The following is a 16,203-nucleotide window of genomic DNA, read 5'->3' as shown; positions in this document are numbered from 1 at the left end:
CCACTAGTTATTAATAAGGACTTGACCAATTAGTTCTTTAATATCATCGATCTGATATTTCTCCATGTATAATTCAATTTCACCAAGTATTCTAATCATTGCATCAGGCTGTATAAAGCTTGCTGTTCCTATTTGAACGGCCGATGCCCCTGCTAACATCATTTCAATAGCATCTTCACCGGACATAACTCCACCGCACCCTATAATCGGGATTTTCACTACTTGGGCCACCTGGTAGATTAGCCTAACAATGACTGGCTTCGTAGCGGGACCAGATAGCCCACCCATGATATTACCTATTTTCGGCCTCCTTGTATGGACATCAATAGACATTGCAAGTAAAGTGTTTGCAACATTCAAGCTATCGCTCCCTCCAGCTTCAGCCGCGATGGCAATTTCTTGAATACTCGTCACATTTGGTGAAAGCTTCGTAATAATTGGTTTGTCCGTAACACCACGAACTTTTTTAACAAGGTTATAGGTTATTTCCGCATCCATGCCAAATGCAAGACCATTGCCTTTTAAATTGGGGCAGGAAATATTTAATTCTATAGCATCAACATCTTTACTTTCGGTAACAATTTCAGCTATTTCAGCAAATTGGTCAATAGAATCTGCAGATAGACTTGAAATTAAAGGCGGATCATATTGCGAATAGAAAGGGACATAGTTTTCCATATAATACTTTATCCCTTTACTTTGAATCCCAATGGAATTAATCATGCCCGCCGGTGTTTCACAAACGCGTGGAGTTGCATTCCCGGGTCGTGGGAACATTGTAATACTCTTTGGAACAATTGCACCTAGACGATTAAAATCAATCGCTTTATTCATTTCTGGCCCAAATGCACCTGAGGCTGGCATAATTGGATTTTTTAACACCAGTCCTCCAATATCAACACTCATATCAACCGCTGTTTTCATCATCATAAAACCACCTGTTCTAACGGAAATACCGGTCCTTCAACACAAACCCGAGCACTTTTTATTTCATTACCGTCATAAATATTACAAACGCAAGCAAAACAAACCCCCATTGCACAACCCATATGCTCCTCAAGAGCGATTTCACCTGGCAATCCTTCTCTTTTAGCAACATTTTGCATCAGTCTAGCTAATCTTTTGGAACCACATGTGTAAAGGGCATGAATTTCATATTCAATAAGAATTCTATTAACTAATTTCTCAACTTTAGTAACTTCACTAGTTCCTTCTTCATCTGTTACCTTAAAAACAGTTACTCCAATACTTGTAAGAAAGTCTGCTGCAAGTAGATCATTTTGGCTTCGAGCACTTAGAATCGCAATAACCCGCTTATTATAATCAATCGCTTTATAGGCTAAAGCTGCTAGTGTTGCAATTCCGACTCCCCTCGCTAATAGGAGAATTGCTTGTTCTGAATCGTTAATTTTAAATCCAGTTCCGAGAGGACCAAATATATCAATTTTTCCTCCAGCATGTAGCTCGGTCATCTTCTTTGTTCCTATTCCTTTTGTTAAATAAAGAAATTCAAGAGTATTACTATCTGAGTTAATCCTGTATACACTTAATGGTCTTCTGAGAAACGGATACAAACCATCATCGCAAAGCAGATTAAAGAATTGGCCCGGTTCAACTGTTTCCTTCATACCGCTTGTATCAACGATCATATGCCAATAACGATCACTTACCTTCACATTCGAGATAATTCTGACTTGACGCGATTCCATGTTGGCTCTCCTCCCCGGTGGAAATAATTGCACTTGACTTTACTACCTTCTCTAATAGCTTTATACCTGCTTCAATGTCAGTTTGCTCTGTATACTCCTCAGGATGATGGCTTAAACCATCTACTGATGGGATAAATATCAATGAAGCGGGCCATCGTTTGGCCATATTCATAGCGTCATGACCGGCGCCACTTGGCATAAACATATAATTTAATCCTAAATTCTCACATATAGATGCAATTTCTTCAGTAATGTTTTTATCCATCAGTACTGGTTCTTCTTCGTGCATCCAATCAATAGATACGGATACTCCCCGTTTCTTCTGAATGAATAAAATTCCATCTTTAATTCTATTTAGCACACGATATCTTGACTTAATATCTGTACTTCGTATATCAATCTTTAATTTTGCTATGCCAGGGATTACATTCATTGCACTAGGATAAATATCTAATACCCCAACTGTCGCTACTGTCTCAAATTCAATCTCTGCCAGTGCAGCCATTTCTACAATCATAGTTAATTCCGATGCGGCTAATAAGGCATCCTTCCGTTGTTTCATTCCAGTTGTACCAGAATGCGAACTCTTTCCCTTAATATTAATCGCTAATCTTAAGGGTGCAGCAATTCCTGTTACGAGTCCGATTGATTTTTCACTTTCAATCAACCTACTTCCCTGTTCTATATGAACTTCATAAAATACCTTTAATTCTGTTGTATTTCTTTCAGCTCTCTTATAGTTTTCAAGTATTAACTTTTGATCCTTAAATGCTGCTTCAATTGGTATATCATCACGATCTTTTAGTGTCCGAAGTGACTCTAATGTTAGATCCCCTATCATTGCCTTACTGCCTAAGGTTGAAAAATTAAACCTTGAGGATTCTTCACATGAAAAACAAATAATCTCAATTGGATGTAGTGTTGCAATACGTTCCTCCACAAGAGTCCGCACAACCTCTAACCCTGCTACAACACCTACAACCCCATCAAATTTACCACCGTTGTAGACAGTATCGAGATGTGATCCAATAGCAACTGCGGGCAGCAAGTCGTTTTTTCCTTCCCGACGAGCAATAATATTACCTACTGGATCAACAGTGACAAACATTCCCAAGCTCTCACATTGTTTAATAAAGTACTCCTTCGCTTTCTGTTCTTCATCTGTAAAAGCAATTCTTGAAATGCCGTTCTCTGTCTTTCCAAATTCATTAAAAGCATCTAATGTTTGCAAAACTCGAGCAATATTCATAAAAATCACCTCATATTTCCATAAACACTTATACTGATAAAATACGCTAAAGCAGTTCAGAAAAACTTTGTCTGTTCGGACTATATATTTCAACTTTTTTCGTCTTTATCAATAATAACTGAAAAGTATTGATGAATTTTTAACCCTATTTGCAACATTAATTTATCTTCGGAATTTTGAAGACTTAAACCAGTAATTTGTTTAATTTTCTGTAGTCTATATTTAAGTGTATTTACATGGATAAATAATTGGTCTGCTGTCTTTTTTAGTGATTCATTACAAACGAAATATTGTTCTAATGTCTCGATTAAATTCAATTCACTTTCTTTGTCATAACTAACCAGCTTTTTCATTGATTCCTCATAGTAACTTTCCAGTTCATTGCTATCTTCGATTAGTGATATTAACCGATAGACACCTAAATTGCTGAAGTGAATAATTGATTTTACATTCCATAATTTCGCTCCAAGTGTAATCGCCTTTTCTGCTTCTAAAAAACTTTTTCTTATTCCCCGCACTCCTGTATATGCAGAGCCATAACCAAGCCTTAACCTTTCATGTACAACTTGTTCAATAATTGTTTGGAATCGCTCAATAAGCTTTTTTATCTCTTGAGCGGCCCGCTTCTTCCTTGGCACTAATAAAATTAGGGAATTACGTATTGTTCCGATTATTAATTGGGGCTCTACCCCCTTTGATAATGTTTCAATTTGGTTCATACGTTTAGTAAATATATCCTTATCAGACTTTTCTTTTTCTACAATAATAATGCATAGATAGGATTCATTTTCTTGGAAATCATACGTTTTTCCCCTCTCAACCAAATCCTGAATATTCATCACTTGATTAAATAATAAGTCTTGAATGAAGTTATTTTTGTACTGCTGCTCAATCTCGTATCTAACTTTTTTTCTTAAAAATTCAAGAGAAAGCAATGACGCTGCTTTCTCTTGAATGGCTAAATCAACTTCCATAAATTCAAAGTGATAATTCCAACTTGTAATCGTTCCATACAATATTCCATCAATAATTATTGGAGCAACAATACAAGATTCATCCAGTTGTTCAGCGTTTTTTCTTAACATTCGAACTGGTCGCTGAATCACTTCTAGCTCCTTTAATTGACCGGATGTCATCGGCAAAAGACATTCCTCTCGGGGTGATACTTGAATGAACGGGACATGGCTTTCTAAACATACGTTACTTTTTGTTAAGGACGAAAGTGTCTCAATAAAATGATTAAAATCACTATTTGCAATTGATATTTCATTTAGTAATCTTGTCGCATGCTCTAAATCCTCCTGTAAAACAACCTTTTCGTTAAAAATCGCATTCATTGCAGGAGATAATATATCTAAATAACTAACTTGCTCAGGAATTTCAAGAAGTGTAATCCCATATTGGTCAGCTTTTTTCTTCATATCTATTGGTATAGAATTAACAAATCGAATAGGTTTAACAGCTAAAGCTGTTGTCCCTACCTCATAAAGCTTTTCAATAAGTTGGATTTGGGCGTTAAGGTCATCTTTAATTGGATAAAGGCTTGTTAATAGAAGTTCATTCCCTTTTAGCCATTTAACAATATCAGGAACTTCCATAACAGTTACATTCGTAACAATCCTATCAATTCCTTTGTGACCGGCTACAACCGTACACTCTCTTAATCCTCCAATTTTCAATAAATTTTTTAAGGGAATAGCCATAATACCCCTCCCGTGTTTCTGACATACCAGTTCAATCCGAAGTGATATATTGATTGATTCAACTTTAGGTAATTAGAACAGTATCATTCCATAATATTCAATAGAAACAAGGAAGCTTCTGGGATATACGTTATTATCAAGAGACCGATAATATTGAATGCTAGGAAACGTAAAATTCCAGGCATCATTTCGGGTATCTTTAGGTTTGTTATTCCTTGGGTAACAAAAAGATTTAGTCCAAAAGGTGGTGTATACATACCTATTGCTAGATTTGTAATTATGATTACACCGAGGTGTACAGGATCAATTCCCATAGATACTGCAGTTGGAAAAATGAGAGGAGCTACAATGATAATGGCAGCAACACCCTCCATGAACATACCTAAAATTAGAAGGACGACATTTAATACCATTAGGAACATAAATGAAGTTTCCACATTAGTTGTAATCCAAGTTGCAATCGCCTGTGGTACTTGTCCCCTTGTTAACATCCAGCCAAGAACCTGGGCAGCAGCAACTAATACTAGAACCTGAGCTGAAAGGACCGCTGAATCTACACAAACCCTGTATAAAGATTTCATATCCATTTCTTTGTATACAAAAAGACTAATGAGAAGTGCATATACGGCTGAAACACCCGCTGCTTCAGTTGGTGTAAATATTCCACCATATATTCCACCCAAAATAATGACAGGAATCATTAAAGCCCATGCTGCTTTTTTTGTTGCATCCCATAATTCACCTGCAGAAGCCTTTTTATCTCGTGGTATATTATTTTTTCGAGCATAAATATAAATATATACGATAGATGATAATCCAAAGATAATACCTGCTCCAATTCCAGCAATAAATAGGCTGCCTACAGATACGCCTGTTACTGAGCCAAAAATAATCAATGTTATACTTGGAGGTATGATTAATGAAACAGCACCTGAGGATGCCAAAAGAGCAGCCGCAAAACCTTTATTATACTTTCCTCTTATCATTTCTGGGTACATAATTTTCCCAATTGCCACTACTGTAGCTGGGCTTGACCCTGATAGTGCGCCAAAGAACATACTGGAAATTTGAGTTGTCATGGCAACCCCTCCAGAAAGATGCCCAACTAATCCACGTGCCCATCGTAATATCCGTTTAGATAAACCGCCAACTTCCATGATATTTGCTGCAAAAATGAAGAAGGGAAGCGCCATTAATGCAAACTGATCTATACCGCCAAAAAGTCTTTGAATAAGAATCATCGGTTGAATATCTGTTAGGAACAATATAGTAAAAAATGAGGAAATTGTTAAAGCAACAAAAATTGGAGTACTACTAAATAAAAAGAAGAAAATTAAAATCATTAAAAATAAAATCATATTTGATTCTCCTCAATCGAAGTAGTTTTTATTTTTTTGAATTCACCAAATAAGTTTATTAAGAGGTGGATTAAAGAGAGTGCACCTCCTACAGGGATCGCAAGGTAAACCCAGAACATCTTGATTTGAAGAGATGGTGTAATTTGTCCAGAATTAAAACTGAATTTTACAAGTTCCGCCCCAAATATGATTAAGAACATCATTAGGATTATCGAGATAACGTTTACAAAAATTCCAATAATCGTATTCCACTTTTTTGTAACAAATTCTAAAAAGAAATCAATTCCCACATGTAACCCTCTTCCAAAACAAACACTGCATCCTATAAATGTAATCCAAATCATTACATATCTTATAAATTCCTCCGCCCAAGTAGTATTAGCGCTAAAAAAATATCGAAGGACTATATTAATAAATAAAACTAGTGTAGCCGATATAATACTAATTCCTAAAACAGCTTCTTCAATTTTAAATAACCACCTCATTGGTATTAATCCCCTTCCTATCCGTACCAATCTGAAATAAAAGATACTATTAAAGTAAAACAAGGAATCAGTAACATAATTTAATTACCATCCCTTGTTTCACTAAATCTATTATTAATTATTTTTTTGATTCTTCAATTGCATCATATAATTTATCTAGCAATTTCAATTGGTCAGGTGTGTTATAAACTTCCTTATGCATTGGCAATGATGCTTGACGGAAGGCCTCTATTTCATCATCTGTTAATTTATAGTAATTCGCCCCACTGTCAATAATTTTTTGTCGATAGTCATCTTCTACATCTGCAAGTTTTTTGCGTGCGGCATTGTGCCCTTCAATTTCAGCTTCAGCAATAACCTTCTTCAATTGTTCAGAAATCCCATCATACCAGCCTTTATTAGCCATTAGAAGGTATGTCATTGTTCCATGGTAACTTTCAACAATATTTTTTTGTACTTCATGATAATTATTTAAGAAAATTGTTTGTAAAGGATTCTCCTGTCCATCCACAACACCTTGCTGAAGCGAATTATATACTTCAGAGTATGGTACTGGAATTGCATTTCCTCCCCAATTTTTATATTGCTCAATTAATAACGGCGACTCCATTACCCGCATGGTCAAACCCTTGAAATCTTCAGGTTTGTGAATTTCCTTTTTTCCTGTCGTAAATAATTTAAATCCACCTGGCCAATATCCCAATCCTTTAAATCCACCCTTATCAAGTGTGCCTAATAATTCTTTTCCAACTTCTCCATCTAATACCTTATAGGTCTGATCTTTATCAGCTGGCCATAAATAAGGTAGATCAACTACCTTAACATCATCGACAAACGGGGAAACAACTGCTGTTGGCTGCATTGTTATATCAATTTCACCAATTTGTGTCCCCTCTACCTGCTCACGTAAACTACCTAATTGGGAAGCTGGGAATATATTAACTGTCACTTTTCCACCTGTTTTTTCCTCAACAACTTCTTTGAACTTTGCAGCTCCCGCATGTTCAGGGCTTTCAATTGGCTGGTTATGGCTAAAGGTGATTTCAATAGTTTCAAATCCTTCTGAGTCTGTTGAATCATCTTTGGTAGTCTCGGAATTGTTGCTAGTTTTTCCACATGCAGCCAAACTAAAGATTAGAACAGCAGCAAAAATCAAGATAAAAAACTTCTTCATTTAGACTCCACCCACATTTCTGAATTTTCTTAAATTTTAACTCTTATTTTATTGTTTATTCAGATAAAAATCAATATAAAAAATTGTCTGAATTAACAAATGATAAGACTCCTTATATCTCCCTAGCTTTAAGCTGCTTCTTATCCAGTTTTCCTAAAGCTGTATAGGGCATATGATCGATGAAAACTATCTCCCTTGGCACCTGAAACCTGGCAACTCTAGAGCGCAGCCATTCACAAAGCTCCTCTTCTGTAAGGCTCGCGTGCTTCACTAGATGAACAAATGCTCTCAGCCTCTGCCCAAAGTGTTCATCATGAATGCCGATCACAGCTACATCTTCGATCAGAGGGTGTTGGAAAAGGATCTGCTCTAATTCAATTGGGTACACATTTTCTCCAGCGGAAACAACCATATCATCCTTTCTTCCGCATAAAAAATAATACCCATTCTGATCACGATAGCCTAAATCACCTGTTTCAATCCAAGAAGCCTTGCTATTTCTAAATGACCATTCTCTTTTTACGCAAAATTGCCCAATTGAACCCGCTTCTACTTCTTCCTTGTTTTCATCCAATACTTTTAAGGGGACGCCATTTATTCTTTTTCCGATTGTGTGAACAGAATGCTTTAAGTCCTGCGGTGCCGCAATTATATTTAACCCCGTTTCCGAAGTGCCGTACAAATTGCACAAAACAGCTCCTAATTTCCTTAAAACCTCTTCTGCTAGTTTAGGATTGAGCACAGCACCGCCAGAAGCAATACAGTTAAGAGATTTTAGATCCTCAGCATTATGCTTTAACATTTTATGAAGCATTAATGGCACGACCGTTACGACTTCAACCTTATGGTCGCGAATGAGCTGACAGGCTTTTTCAGCATGAAACCTTTTATTAATCACCACTTTTTTCCCTAAAGCGATAAATAAAAATAATACAGCAAGCCCATAGCCGTGATAAATAGGCGTAGCAATATAAACAGGATTGTATTCCTTAAGCTTTAATCTTATCAGCAAACTTACAAATGGATTTAAATAATTGAATAGCGATGGTTTATGAGGAGCTTCCTTTGATTTTCCTGTTGTGCCGCCTGTAAGCAGCATTATTTTACCCATAGAAGTTCTTGGCAATTGAATTTCCTTATTCACATTTGTGGTTATTAACCTATTGATTGAGGGCAAATGATCATGATAACTCATAATCTTTTCGTTTGTGAAGTTTACATGTTCGATAATCGGGCTTAACTCCGAATCATATAGGAGGAAGTCAAAATTATGCCGTTCCCATTGTGATTTAAACTGATTTTTGCTCATTTCGGGATTGAGTAAATAAATATCTGCTCCTAATCGTGAAACTGCAAAAATAGATCTGACTAATGAAGCGTGATTTTTACACAGAAACCCTACCTTCTGACCGCCCCTCAGCCTGTATTTTTCAAATAAAATCAAAGAAAGCTTTTCGGATTCGGAGAATAATTGGTTGTAGCTTATTGTTTCATCGCCATCTGCTAATGCCACTTTGTTCCCGTAGGACCATTCTGCAATTTGTAAGAGAGTCATGACATTGATTCCGTTCTTAGAAATTGCAACTATTAATCTATACAAGCCTGTTGGAGAAAGTAATTTGATTTTATATAAAACAAATATGAGTTTTAATATATTCAAGTTTCATTTCCCCTTTTTTCTTAAAATTATTGGGCCAAATCGTTCCCAAATTCCCCTAAAAGCAATGGATGCCAATTCAGCAAAAATTAACCACCACGGACTATACTTTTTTCTTTTTGTATACATCGTTTGGCAAATGATTTTGGCCACATGCTCTGGGGACATGGCGGGCATCTTTTGATATGCAGCTGTTGGCAAAATCATGGGCGTTTTCACTAATGGCAGATAAATCGTTGTTGTTGAAATCCCCCTAGCATTTAATTCTGGAGCAGCAGATCGAAGCCAGTTGTCAAAGGCTGACTTCGATGCCTGATAAGCAGCCCAAAAGGGGATCGGCAATAGCACAGCGTTTATTGTAGAAACGTTAATGATCTGGCCTTTATTTTTTTCAAGTATTGGTATAACCGACAATAGCAGTTGAACCGGGGCAAAATAATTAATCGCCATTGTACGGGTAAAATCATGATACCTATCTAATGAATGAAAAATGGACCGGTTAATAGATATTCCCGCATTGCTTACAACTACGTCCAATCCAGCGGGAAGTTGATGAATGTACATCAGAAGTCCCTGCATCTCTTCCTCCATTCTTATATCCGCATGGAAAATACTTACTTTTGCTTCTAACTTTTCGATTTCCTTTTTTATCGTCAACAGCTTTTCCTCTCTTCTTGCAACTAATAGTAAATGGACATTTACATCTGCAAGCATATAAGCCAACTGCTCCCCAATTCCCGAGCTTGCACCAGTAATGAGGATGGTCTTTCCTTGTAATGTGCTTTGTAGCTTCTTCTTATTTAAATACGTTGGCCGGAATAATACTCTCTCCAAAAAGTTATATTTTCGCATCATAATCCCTTTTTTCATATATTGTCATATAATCATAATATTCTATGAAAAAAGCGAAAAAACCTTTACCGAAAATAAAGAAAGAGACAGTTCCTCCACGTAGGCATAGGAACCGTCCCTTTAATTAGCTATGTTTGCGCCTCACGAAGCGACTGATTCTTCATTTTCGCCATGACGCCTAGCAGAATGGGGATCGCTAGTAATGAGGAAAAGCACAATAATCCAAAAACAAGGATTGGTTTGTCATATCCATGTGTATCGAGCAGGAATCCTCCAAGTGCAGGCCCGATAACATTTCCAATCTGAGTAAAACCCATTGCCCCGAAATACGTACCTCGCAAATTCGGCTTTGCAATATTATCCATAAATAGATCAGTCATGCTGAACATTAACACTTCTCCAGCGGTAAAAACCATCATGACAATAATCCACACGAGCATTCCTCTAGCTAATCCAAAGCCAATTAAACCCAAGCTGACCATGATACTGCCTAACATAATCGATGTTAAAGGCGAATACTTTTTTCCAATCTTTAGTAGCGGATACTGAATGGAAATGACAGTAAGCGCATTAAACGCTAATAAAAACGAAAACGTCTTTGCTCCATTTTCAATGAGAGAAGTGTTCGACAGGTATTGAGGCAAAGTGGATGATAATTGAGAATATCCTGTAATCGCCAAAATAAATCCAATTAAAGACCATAATAAAATGGAATCTGATTTGGTAATTCTAAATGCTTCGATCATTTTTACACGATTACCAGGTCCCTCATTTTCTTTTGATCCTGTTTGAATCGATGTCCTTTGATATGTTATTAGGAGTGATAATCCGTATAGGGCATATACACCTGCTGCAATAAAAAAGGCAAAGGTGGACTTAGATGATCCTAAGTAAAACCCAAGGATCGGACCGAAAATCACACCGACATTAATCGCTGTATAGCGAAGGTTAAAAATAATCAACCGATTTTTCGGTTCTGTTAAATCCGCCAGCAAGGCTCTCGATGCCGGCTCAAAAGTAGAACGGCAGAACCCATTTAGCGCATTCATAAAAAAGAATCCCCAGACCGCCTCCACTATGCCAAAGCCGATAAAAACAAAAGCCCACAGAAAAATCGAAATCAATAAAACTCTTTTTCTGCCAAAACGATCGGAAAAATAGCCGCCAAAAAAGCTGGTTGCGATTCCGACCAGTGAACTTACTGCGATGATTAGCCCAGTTTGAGTAGGTGATACCCCTTTTACATTCGTTAAATAAATAGCCAAAAACGGAATGCTCATGGAGGTGGCCATTCTTCCGAAAACCGTTCCAATGACAATATTCCATACAAGTGGATGCAAATTATTAAGTGCTGACATATTCTTTTCCTCTAATCTATTTTCAATAGTGAATCTATTCTAGCCCTTTATGCAGAATATGGCAATATTTAAAGAGATTGATAGTTTCTATGCAAAAAATTAACCTTATGCTTAAATTACACTATAGAGAATTTTAGGGAGGAAACACAATGCCAATAGATTTAAGAAGTGATACCGTTACAATGCCTACCGAAAAAATGAGAGATGCGATGCGCAATGCGGAGGTTGGAGATGACGTGTATCGTGATGACCCGACTATTAATCGATTAGAGCAAATAGCGGCAGACTTACTGGGAAAAGAAGCTGCTTTATTTGTTACAAGCGGAACACAGGGAAATCAGGTAGCTGTTTTAACTTATACACAGCGTGGAGATGAAGTCATCTTAGAGGAGAATTCCCATATTTATTACTATGAAACTGGCGGACTTTCAACCATTGCAGGCGTCCAAGCGAAAACGATTAAAGGTGTAAATGGACAGATACCATTATCTGAAATGAGGAAAGCCATTCGCGGAAATGACATTCACTTTCCAAGAACTAGCTTGATTTGCTTAGAGAATACTCATGCATTTTCCGGCGGGCGGGTTTTGCCGCTTAGTTATATGGAAGAGGTTTATCAGCTTTCAAGAGAGTTTCAGCTTCCTATTCATTTAGACGGGGCAAGATTATTCAATGCGGCCACTAGTTTGAACGTTCATCCTAAGGAAATGGCTAAATATGCAGATTCCGTTCAGTTTTGTTTATCAAAAGGACTGAGTGCTCCAATGGGTTCGCTTTTGGTGGGGACAAAGGAGTTTATCGAAAGAGCCAGAAAATGGAGGAAAATGCTAGGTGGCGGAACCCGCCAGGCAGGCATCATTGGTGCAGCGGGAATTGTGGCCTTAGAGGAAATGATTGATCGTTTGAAGGAAGACCACATTCATGCAAAATCCCTTGCTGAAGGATTATCACAAATTGATGGGATTGATATCGAATTGGATAGTGTTGAAACAAATATTATCATGATGGACATTGACCGACTTGGAATGGACTCGAGAGAATTTATTGATCAATTAAAGCAATTTGGTATTTTAGCAACTTCTTCAGGTCCATATCGAATTAGATTTGTTACACATAGGGGCATTACGAATGATGATGTTGAGAAAGCGGTTGAAGCTGTAAAGTCTATTACAAATTCATGTATTTAATAAAACAGCCTGTCCCCAACATTTGGGAACAGGCTTTTCATAATAAACTATGAAGACATTAATGGCCCCTTCATGGTAGGCGTTATTGACAGGAATTGACTAAAACTCGATCCATGAACTCTTCATGGTAAGCGTTTTTTTGACAGGAGTAACCTAAAACTCTCGATCCATGAACCCTTCATGGTAAGCTTTTTTGTTAGGAGTTAACCAAAACGAACTGTGTCTGCTAATTTCTATCTGCAAAAAGATAATACTTTTATTTTTTTTTTCGAATCATTATTTTCAGTGCTTCAAACTCTTGTGCCGAACGGTTTAGCTGTTTTCGCGCTTCCTCCATCATGTCCTCAAGCAATTCCTTCACACTTGGAATATCTTCGATCAGCCCCGCGATCTGGCCGCTGTTAATGAAGCCATTTTCCATATCGCCTTCGATTGCACCCATAATATGCTTTTCTTCTGATGTCCATTCCATATATTCCTCTATTGTCATTCCTGATTTTTCCCTATCATAAAGGGTCTTCGCATAAGGTGTTTTTAAAATTCTTCTGACCCGACCAACACTGCGGCCAAAAATCATCGTATCCGTGTCTGCCGCATTAACAAGATTCTGTTTATATAAATCATGAAAAGGAGCTTCTTTTGTCGCTATTAGTCTAGTACCCATTTGCACGCCGCTCGCGCCTAGCATCAATGCTGCCGCCAGCCCTTTGCCATCGCCAATGCCGCCTGCTGCTAATACGGGGACCTTAACATGATTCACAATTTGCGGAATAAGCGTAAATGTCGTCAGTTCCAGACTAGAGTTAATCCCTGCAGCCTCATAGCCCTCCGCTACTAAAATATCTGCCCCAGCTGCCTCAGCTTTTTGTGCATGCTTTACAGACGCAACGAGAGCAATTACCTTCACTCCATGCTCATGAAGCACTGGAATATAAGGAGCCGGATTTCCTGCGGAAAGTGATATGACCGGGATATGGTGTTTAATCACAAGCTCGATTAGCTCCTTTGTATAAGGTGAGACACTAATCGGGATATTTACCGCGAACGGTTTGCTCGTCCGCTGCTTCGTTTCAAGAATAATTTTTTCCACTTCATCAGGTGCCATCGTGCCACAGCCAATTGTCCCTAGACCGCCCGCTTCTGAAACAGCTGCTGTTAGCTGCGCATTACTGATATTACCCATTCCTCCCTGGAAAATCGGGTATGTGATTTGAAGCAATTCACAAACAGATTTCATCATTTATCTTTCAACCTTTCTCTTTAAAAAGACTGCCCAACTCCTGCCTCTATAAGGGCCGTTCTGAGCAGCCTGTTTGAAGGTGTAATACAAAAAATGGAGCTAATCTTTTACATTCTCAACAATAGCAGCAATTCCCTGGCCTACACCGATACACATTGTCGCAAGGCCATATGTTTCATCACGTTTCTTCATTTCATAAAGAAGTGTCGTTAATATGCGGGCACCGCTTGCACCAAGTGGATGTCCGAAAGCAATTGCTCCCCCGTTGACGTTCACCTTACTTTGATCAAGTCCCAACTGACGAATACATTCAAGCGATTGAGAGGCAAATGCCTCATTCAATTCGATTAGTCCCAAATCATCAACTGTCAATCCTGCCCGTTCAAGCGCTTTTCTTGAAGCATAAATCGGACCAAGTCCCATAACGGCAGGTTCAAGCCCAGCTGTAGCTCCTGTCACATATTTCGCCAGCGGCTTCAAACCTAATTCTTTTGCTTTTTCAGCGCTCATCAATAGCAGGGCAGAGGCTCCGTCATTTACGCCAGATGCATTGCCAGCTGTTACTGTACCACCTTCAAAAAGTGGTTTCAGCTTGCCAAGCTTTTCAAGAGTAGAATCTGAGCGTGGATGCTCATCAGTATCTACGATAATTTCATTGCCTTTTCGGTCTTTATAAATAACTGAAACAATTTCCTCGGCAAATCGATTTTCGTCTATCGCCTTTTTCGCACGCTGCTGGCTTTCAAAGGCAAATTGATCCTGGTCTTCGCGGGAAATATTATAACGCTGTGCGACATTTTCAGCCGTTTGCGGCATGGAGTCCGTACCGTACATTTCTTTCAGCTTTGGATTCGTAAAGCGCCAGCCAATCGTTGTATCCTGCAATTCCATATTGCCTCTCGGAAAGTCCTGAGAAGGCTTCGCCATCACGAGCGGTGCTCGTGTCATACTCTCTGTTCCGCCAGCAATATAAATATCCCCTTCACCGACAGCGATTGATCTTGCCGCATACAAAACCGCATCCAAACCGGAACCGCACAGACGGTTGATTGTTGTGCCACCCACTTCCACAGGAAGAGCCGCTAACAGAGCAGACATTCTTGCCACGTTTCTGTTATCTTCTCCAGCCTGATTCGCATTGCCAAAAATAACCTCTTCAATTTTTTCAGGAGGAAGCTTTGGGTTTCTTTTGATAAGTGCTTTAATAACAACCGCACCAAGATCATCTGGTCTAACATCTTTTAAAGCCCCTTTATATTTGCCAATCGGTGTGCGGACAGCATCTATAATAACGACTTCTCTCATTTTTCTACCATCTCTTCCTTGTTCGTATAGTCGTAAACACCTTTTCCGCTTTTACGCCCTAGACGTCCAGCTTTGACGTACCGTTCTAGAAGCGGTGCTGGGCGGTATTTCTCGCCAAGCTTTTCATGTAAATATTTCAAGTTATTTAAACGAACATCAAGGCCAACAAGATCAACGAGTTCAAATGGTCCCATCGGATAGTTCAAGCCAAGTTTAATTGCTTTATCGATTTCCTCTGGCGTCCCAAGTCCCTCTTGAAGCATATAAAACGCTTCGTTTCCCACTAGGGCACTAATCCGGCTCGTCACGAATCCTGGGAATTCGTTAATAACGACTGTTTCTTTCCCCATTTTGACAGCTACTTCCCTAATGACCTCTGCTGTTTCCTCACTCGTTTCAAGTCCTCGGACAATTTCAACAAGGGGCATTTTATGTACGGGATTAAAGAAATGCATCGCGATTGTTTTTTCTGGGCGTTTTGCATAAGAAGCAATCTCTGTTGGACTCATTGTGGATGTATTAGTAGCAAAGAAGCAGTTTTTAGATGCATGCTTTTCCATTGTTTCAAACACTTGTTTTTTGATAGAAGCAATTTCAGGAACGGCTTCAATAATTAAATCAGCCGCCGCAGCAGCTATTGACAAGTCACTTTCATAGTTTAAATTTTCACTCACTTTTTCCGCTGCCTCTGAAGAAATCTTCCCCCGTGCCAGCCCTTTTTCAAAAATCAGCTCAATTTCCTGCTTTGCATTTTGCAAAGCGGTTTCATTAATGTCTACTAATGTGACTGAATATCCGCCAACTGCTCCAACATAGGCGATGCCTCTCCCCATAACGCCGGAGCCTACGACCACAATGCGGTTGATCATATCGATTCTCCCCCTTATGCAAGTAGATGACCTGCTCATATATATAAATCTCATCTG

General features: G+C 38.5%; 14 protein-coding genes. 1 reads left to right on the top strand and 13 read right to left on the bottom strand.

Annotation, left to right across the window (positions count from 1 at the left end):
• Positions 1 to 3 precede the first annotated feature (3 nt).
• The 10 genes from RRV45_RS06035 to RRV45_RS05990 form a co-directional block, all read right to left on the bottom strand.
• A complete protein-coding gene (locus RRV45_RS06035) occupies positions 4 to 930 on the bottom strand; it encodes a dihydroorotate dehydrogenase (protein WP_315667890.1) in 927 nt (308 codons plus the stop codon).
• Positions 927 to 1,709 (bottom strand): dihydroorotate dehydrogenase electron transfer subunit, encoded by a 783-nt coding sequence (locus tag RRV45_RS06030; protein WP_315667888.1) that lies wholly within the window; start codon positions 1,707 to 1,709, stop codon positions 927 to 929. The genes RRV45_RS06035 and RRV45_RS06030 overlap by 4 nt, the downstream gene beginning before the upstream one ends.
• Entirely contained in the window at positions 1,663 to 2,958 is a 1,296-nt protein-coding gene (locus RRV45_RS06025; RefSeq protein WP_315667887.1) for a Zn-dependent hydrolase, read from the bottom strand. Before RRV45_RS06025 ends, RRV45_RS06030 begins: the two co-directional genes overlap by 47 nt.
• A gap of 89 nt (positions 2,959 to 3,047) precedes the next feature.
• Positions 3,048 to 4,661 (bottom strand): PucR family transcriptional regulator, encoded by a 1,614-nt coding sequence (locus RRV45_RS06020; protein WP_315667886.1) that lies wholly within the window; start codon positions 4,659 to 4,661, stop codon positions 3,048 to 3,050.
• A gap of 83 nt (positions 4,662 to 4,744) precedes the next feature.
• Positions 4,745 to 6,019, bottom strand: a complete 1,275-nt coding sequence (locus RRV45_RS06015) for a TRAP transporter large permease (RefSeq protein ID WP_315667885.1) — start codon at positions 6,017 to 6,019, stop codon at positions 4,745 to 4,747.
• Positions 6,016 to 6,504, bottom strand: coding sequence for a TRAP transporter small permease (locus RRV45_RS06010; RefSeq protein WP_315667884.1), 489 nt, complete (start codon positions 6,502 to 6,504; stop codon positions 6,016 to 6,018). Before RRV45_RS06010 ends, RRV45_RS06015 begins: the two co-directional genes overlap by 4 nt.
• Before the next feature lie 118 nt (positions 6,505 to 6,622).
• Positions 6,623 to 7,678 carry a TRAP transporter substrate-binding protein gene (locus tag RRV45_RS06005; RefSeq protein ID WP_315667883.1) on the bottom strand — a complete coding sequence of 352 codons (1,056 nt, stop codon included), beginning with the start codon at positions 7,676 to 7,678 and terminating at the stop codon, positions 6,623 to 6,625.
• 112 nt (positions 7,679 to 7,790) lie between these two features.
• Complete coding sequence (locus tag RRV45_RS06000; RefSeq protein WP_315667882.1) at positions 7,791 to 9,338, bottom strand: AMP-binding protein; 1,548 nt, start codon at positions 9,336 to 9,338, stop codon at positions 7,791 to 7,793.
• A 3-nt stretch (positions 9,339 to 9,341) separates the two neighbouring features.
• Positions 9,342 to 10,190 (bottom strand): SDR family NAD(P)-dependent oxidoreductase, encoded by an 849-nt coding sequence (locus RRV45_RS05995; RefSeq protein WP_315667881.1) that lies wholly within the window; start codon positions 10,188 to 10,190, stop codon positions 9,342 to 9,344.
• 125 nt (positions 10,191 to 10,315) lie between these two features.
• A complete protein-coding gene (locus RRV45_RS05990; protein WP_315667880.1) occupies positions 10,316 to 11,545 on the bottom strand; it encodes an MDR family MFS transporter in 1,230 nt (409 codons plus the stop codon).
• A gap of 149 nt (positions 11,546 to 11,694) precedes the next feature.
• Here RRV45_RS05990 and ltaE point away from each other — a divergent pair, with 149 nt between their 5' ends.
• Positions 11,695 to 12,732, top strand: coding sequence for a low-specificity L-threonine aldolase (gene ltaE / locus RRV45_RS05985; RefSeq protein WP_315667879.1), 1,038 nt, complete (start codon positions 11,695 to 11,697; stop codon positions 12,730 to 12,732).
• Between the two features lie 256 nt (positions 12,733 to 12,988).
• Here ltaE and RRV45_RS05980 read toward each other — a convergent pair whose 3' ends face one another.
• From RRV45_RS05980 to RRV45_RS05970, 3 genes are all read right to left on the bottom strand, one after another.
• Positions 12,989 to 13,969 (bottom strand): NAD(P)H-dependent flavin oxidoreductase, encoded by a 981-nt coding sequence (locus RRV45_RS05980; protein WP_315668946.1) that lies wholly within the window; start codon positions 13,967 to 13,969, stop codon positions 12,989 to 12,991.
• Positions 13,970 to 14,071: 102 nt separating this feature from the next.
• Positions 14,072 to 15,277, bottom strand: a complete 1,206-nt coding sequence (locus RRV45_RS05975; RefSeq protein ID WP_315667878.1) for an acetyl-CoA C-acyltransferase — start codon at positions 15,275 to 15,277, stop codon at positions 14,072 to 14,074.
• Positions 15,274 to 16,146, bottom strand: coding sequence for a 3-hydroxyacyl-CoA dehydrogenase (locus tag RRV45_RS05970; protein ID WP_315667876.1), 873 nt, complete (start codon positions 16,144 to 16,146; stop codon positions 15,274 to 15,276). The genes RRV45_RS05975 and RRV45_RS05970 overlap by 4 nt, the downstream gene beginning before the upstream one ends.
• Positions 16,147 to 16,203: the final 57 nt, after the last annotated feature.

Origin of the sequence: Bacillus sp. DTU_2020_1000418_1_SI_GHA_SEK_038, from assembly GCF_032341175.1 — a bacterium.
Classification (GTDB): domain Bacteria; phylum Bacillota; class Bacilli; order Bacillales; family Cytobacillaceae; genus Cytobacillus.
This window is presented reverse-complemented; position numbering and strand designations above follow the sequence as displayed.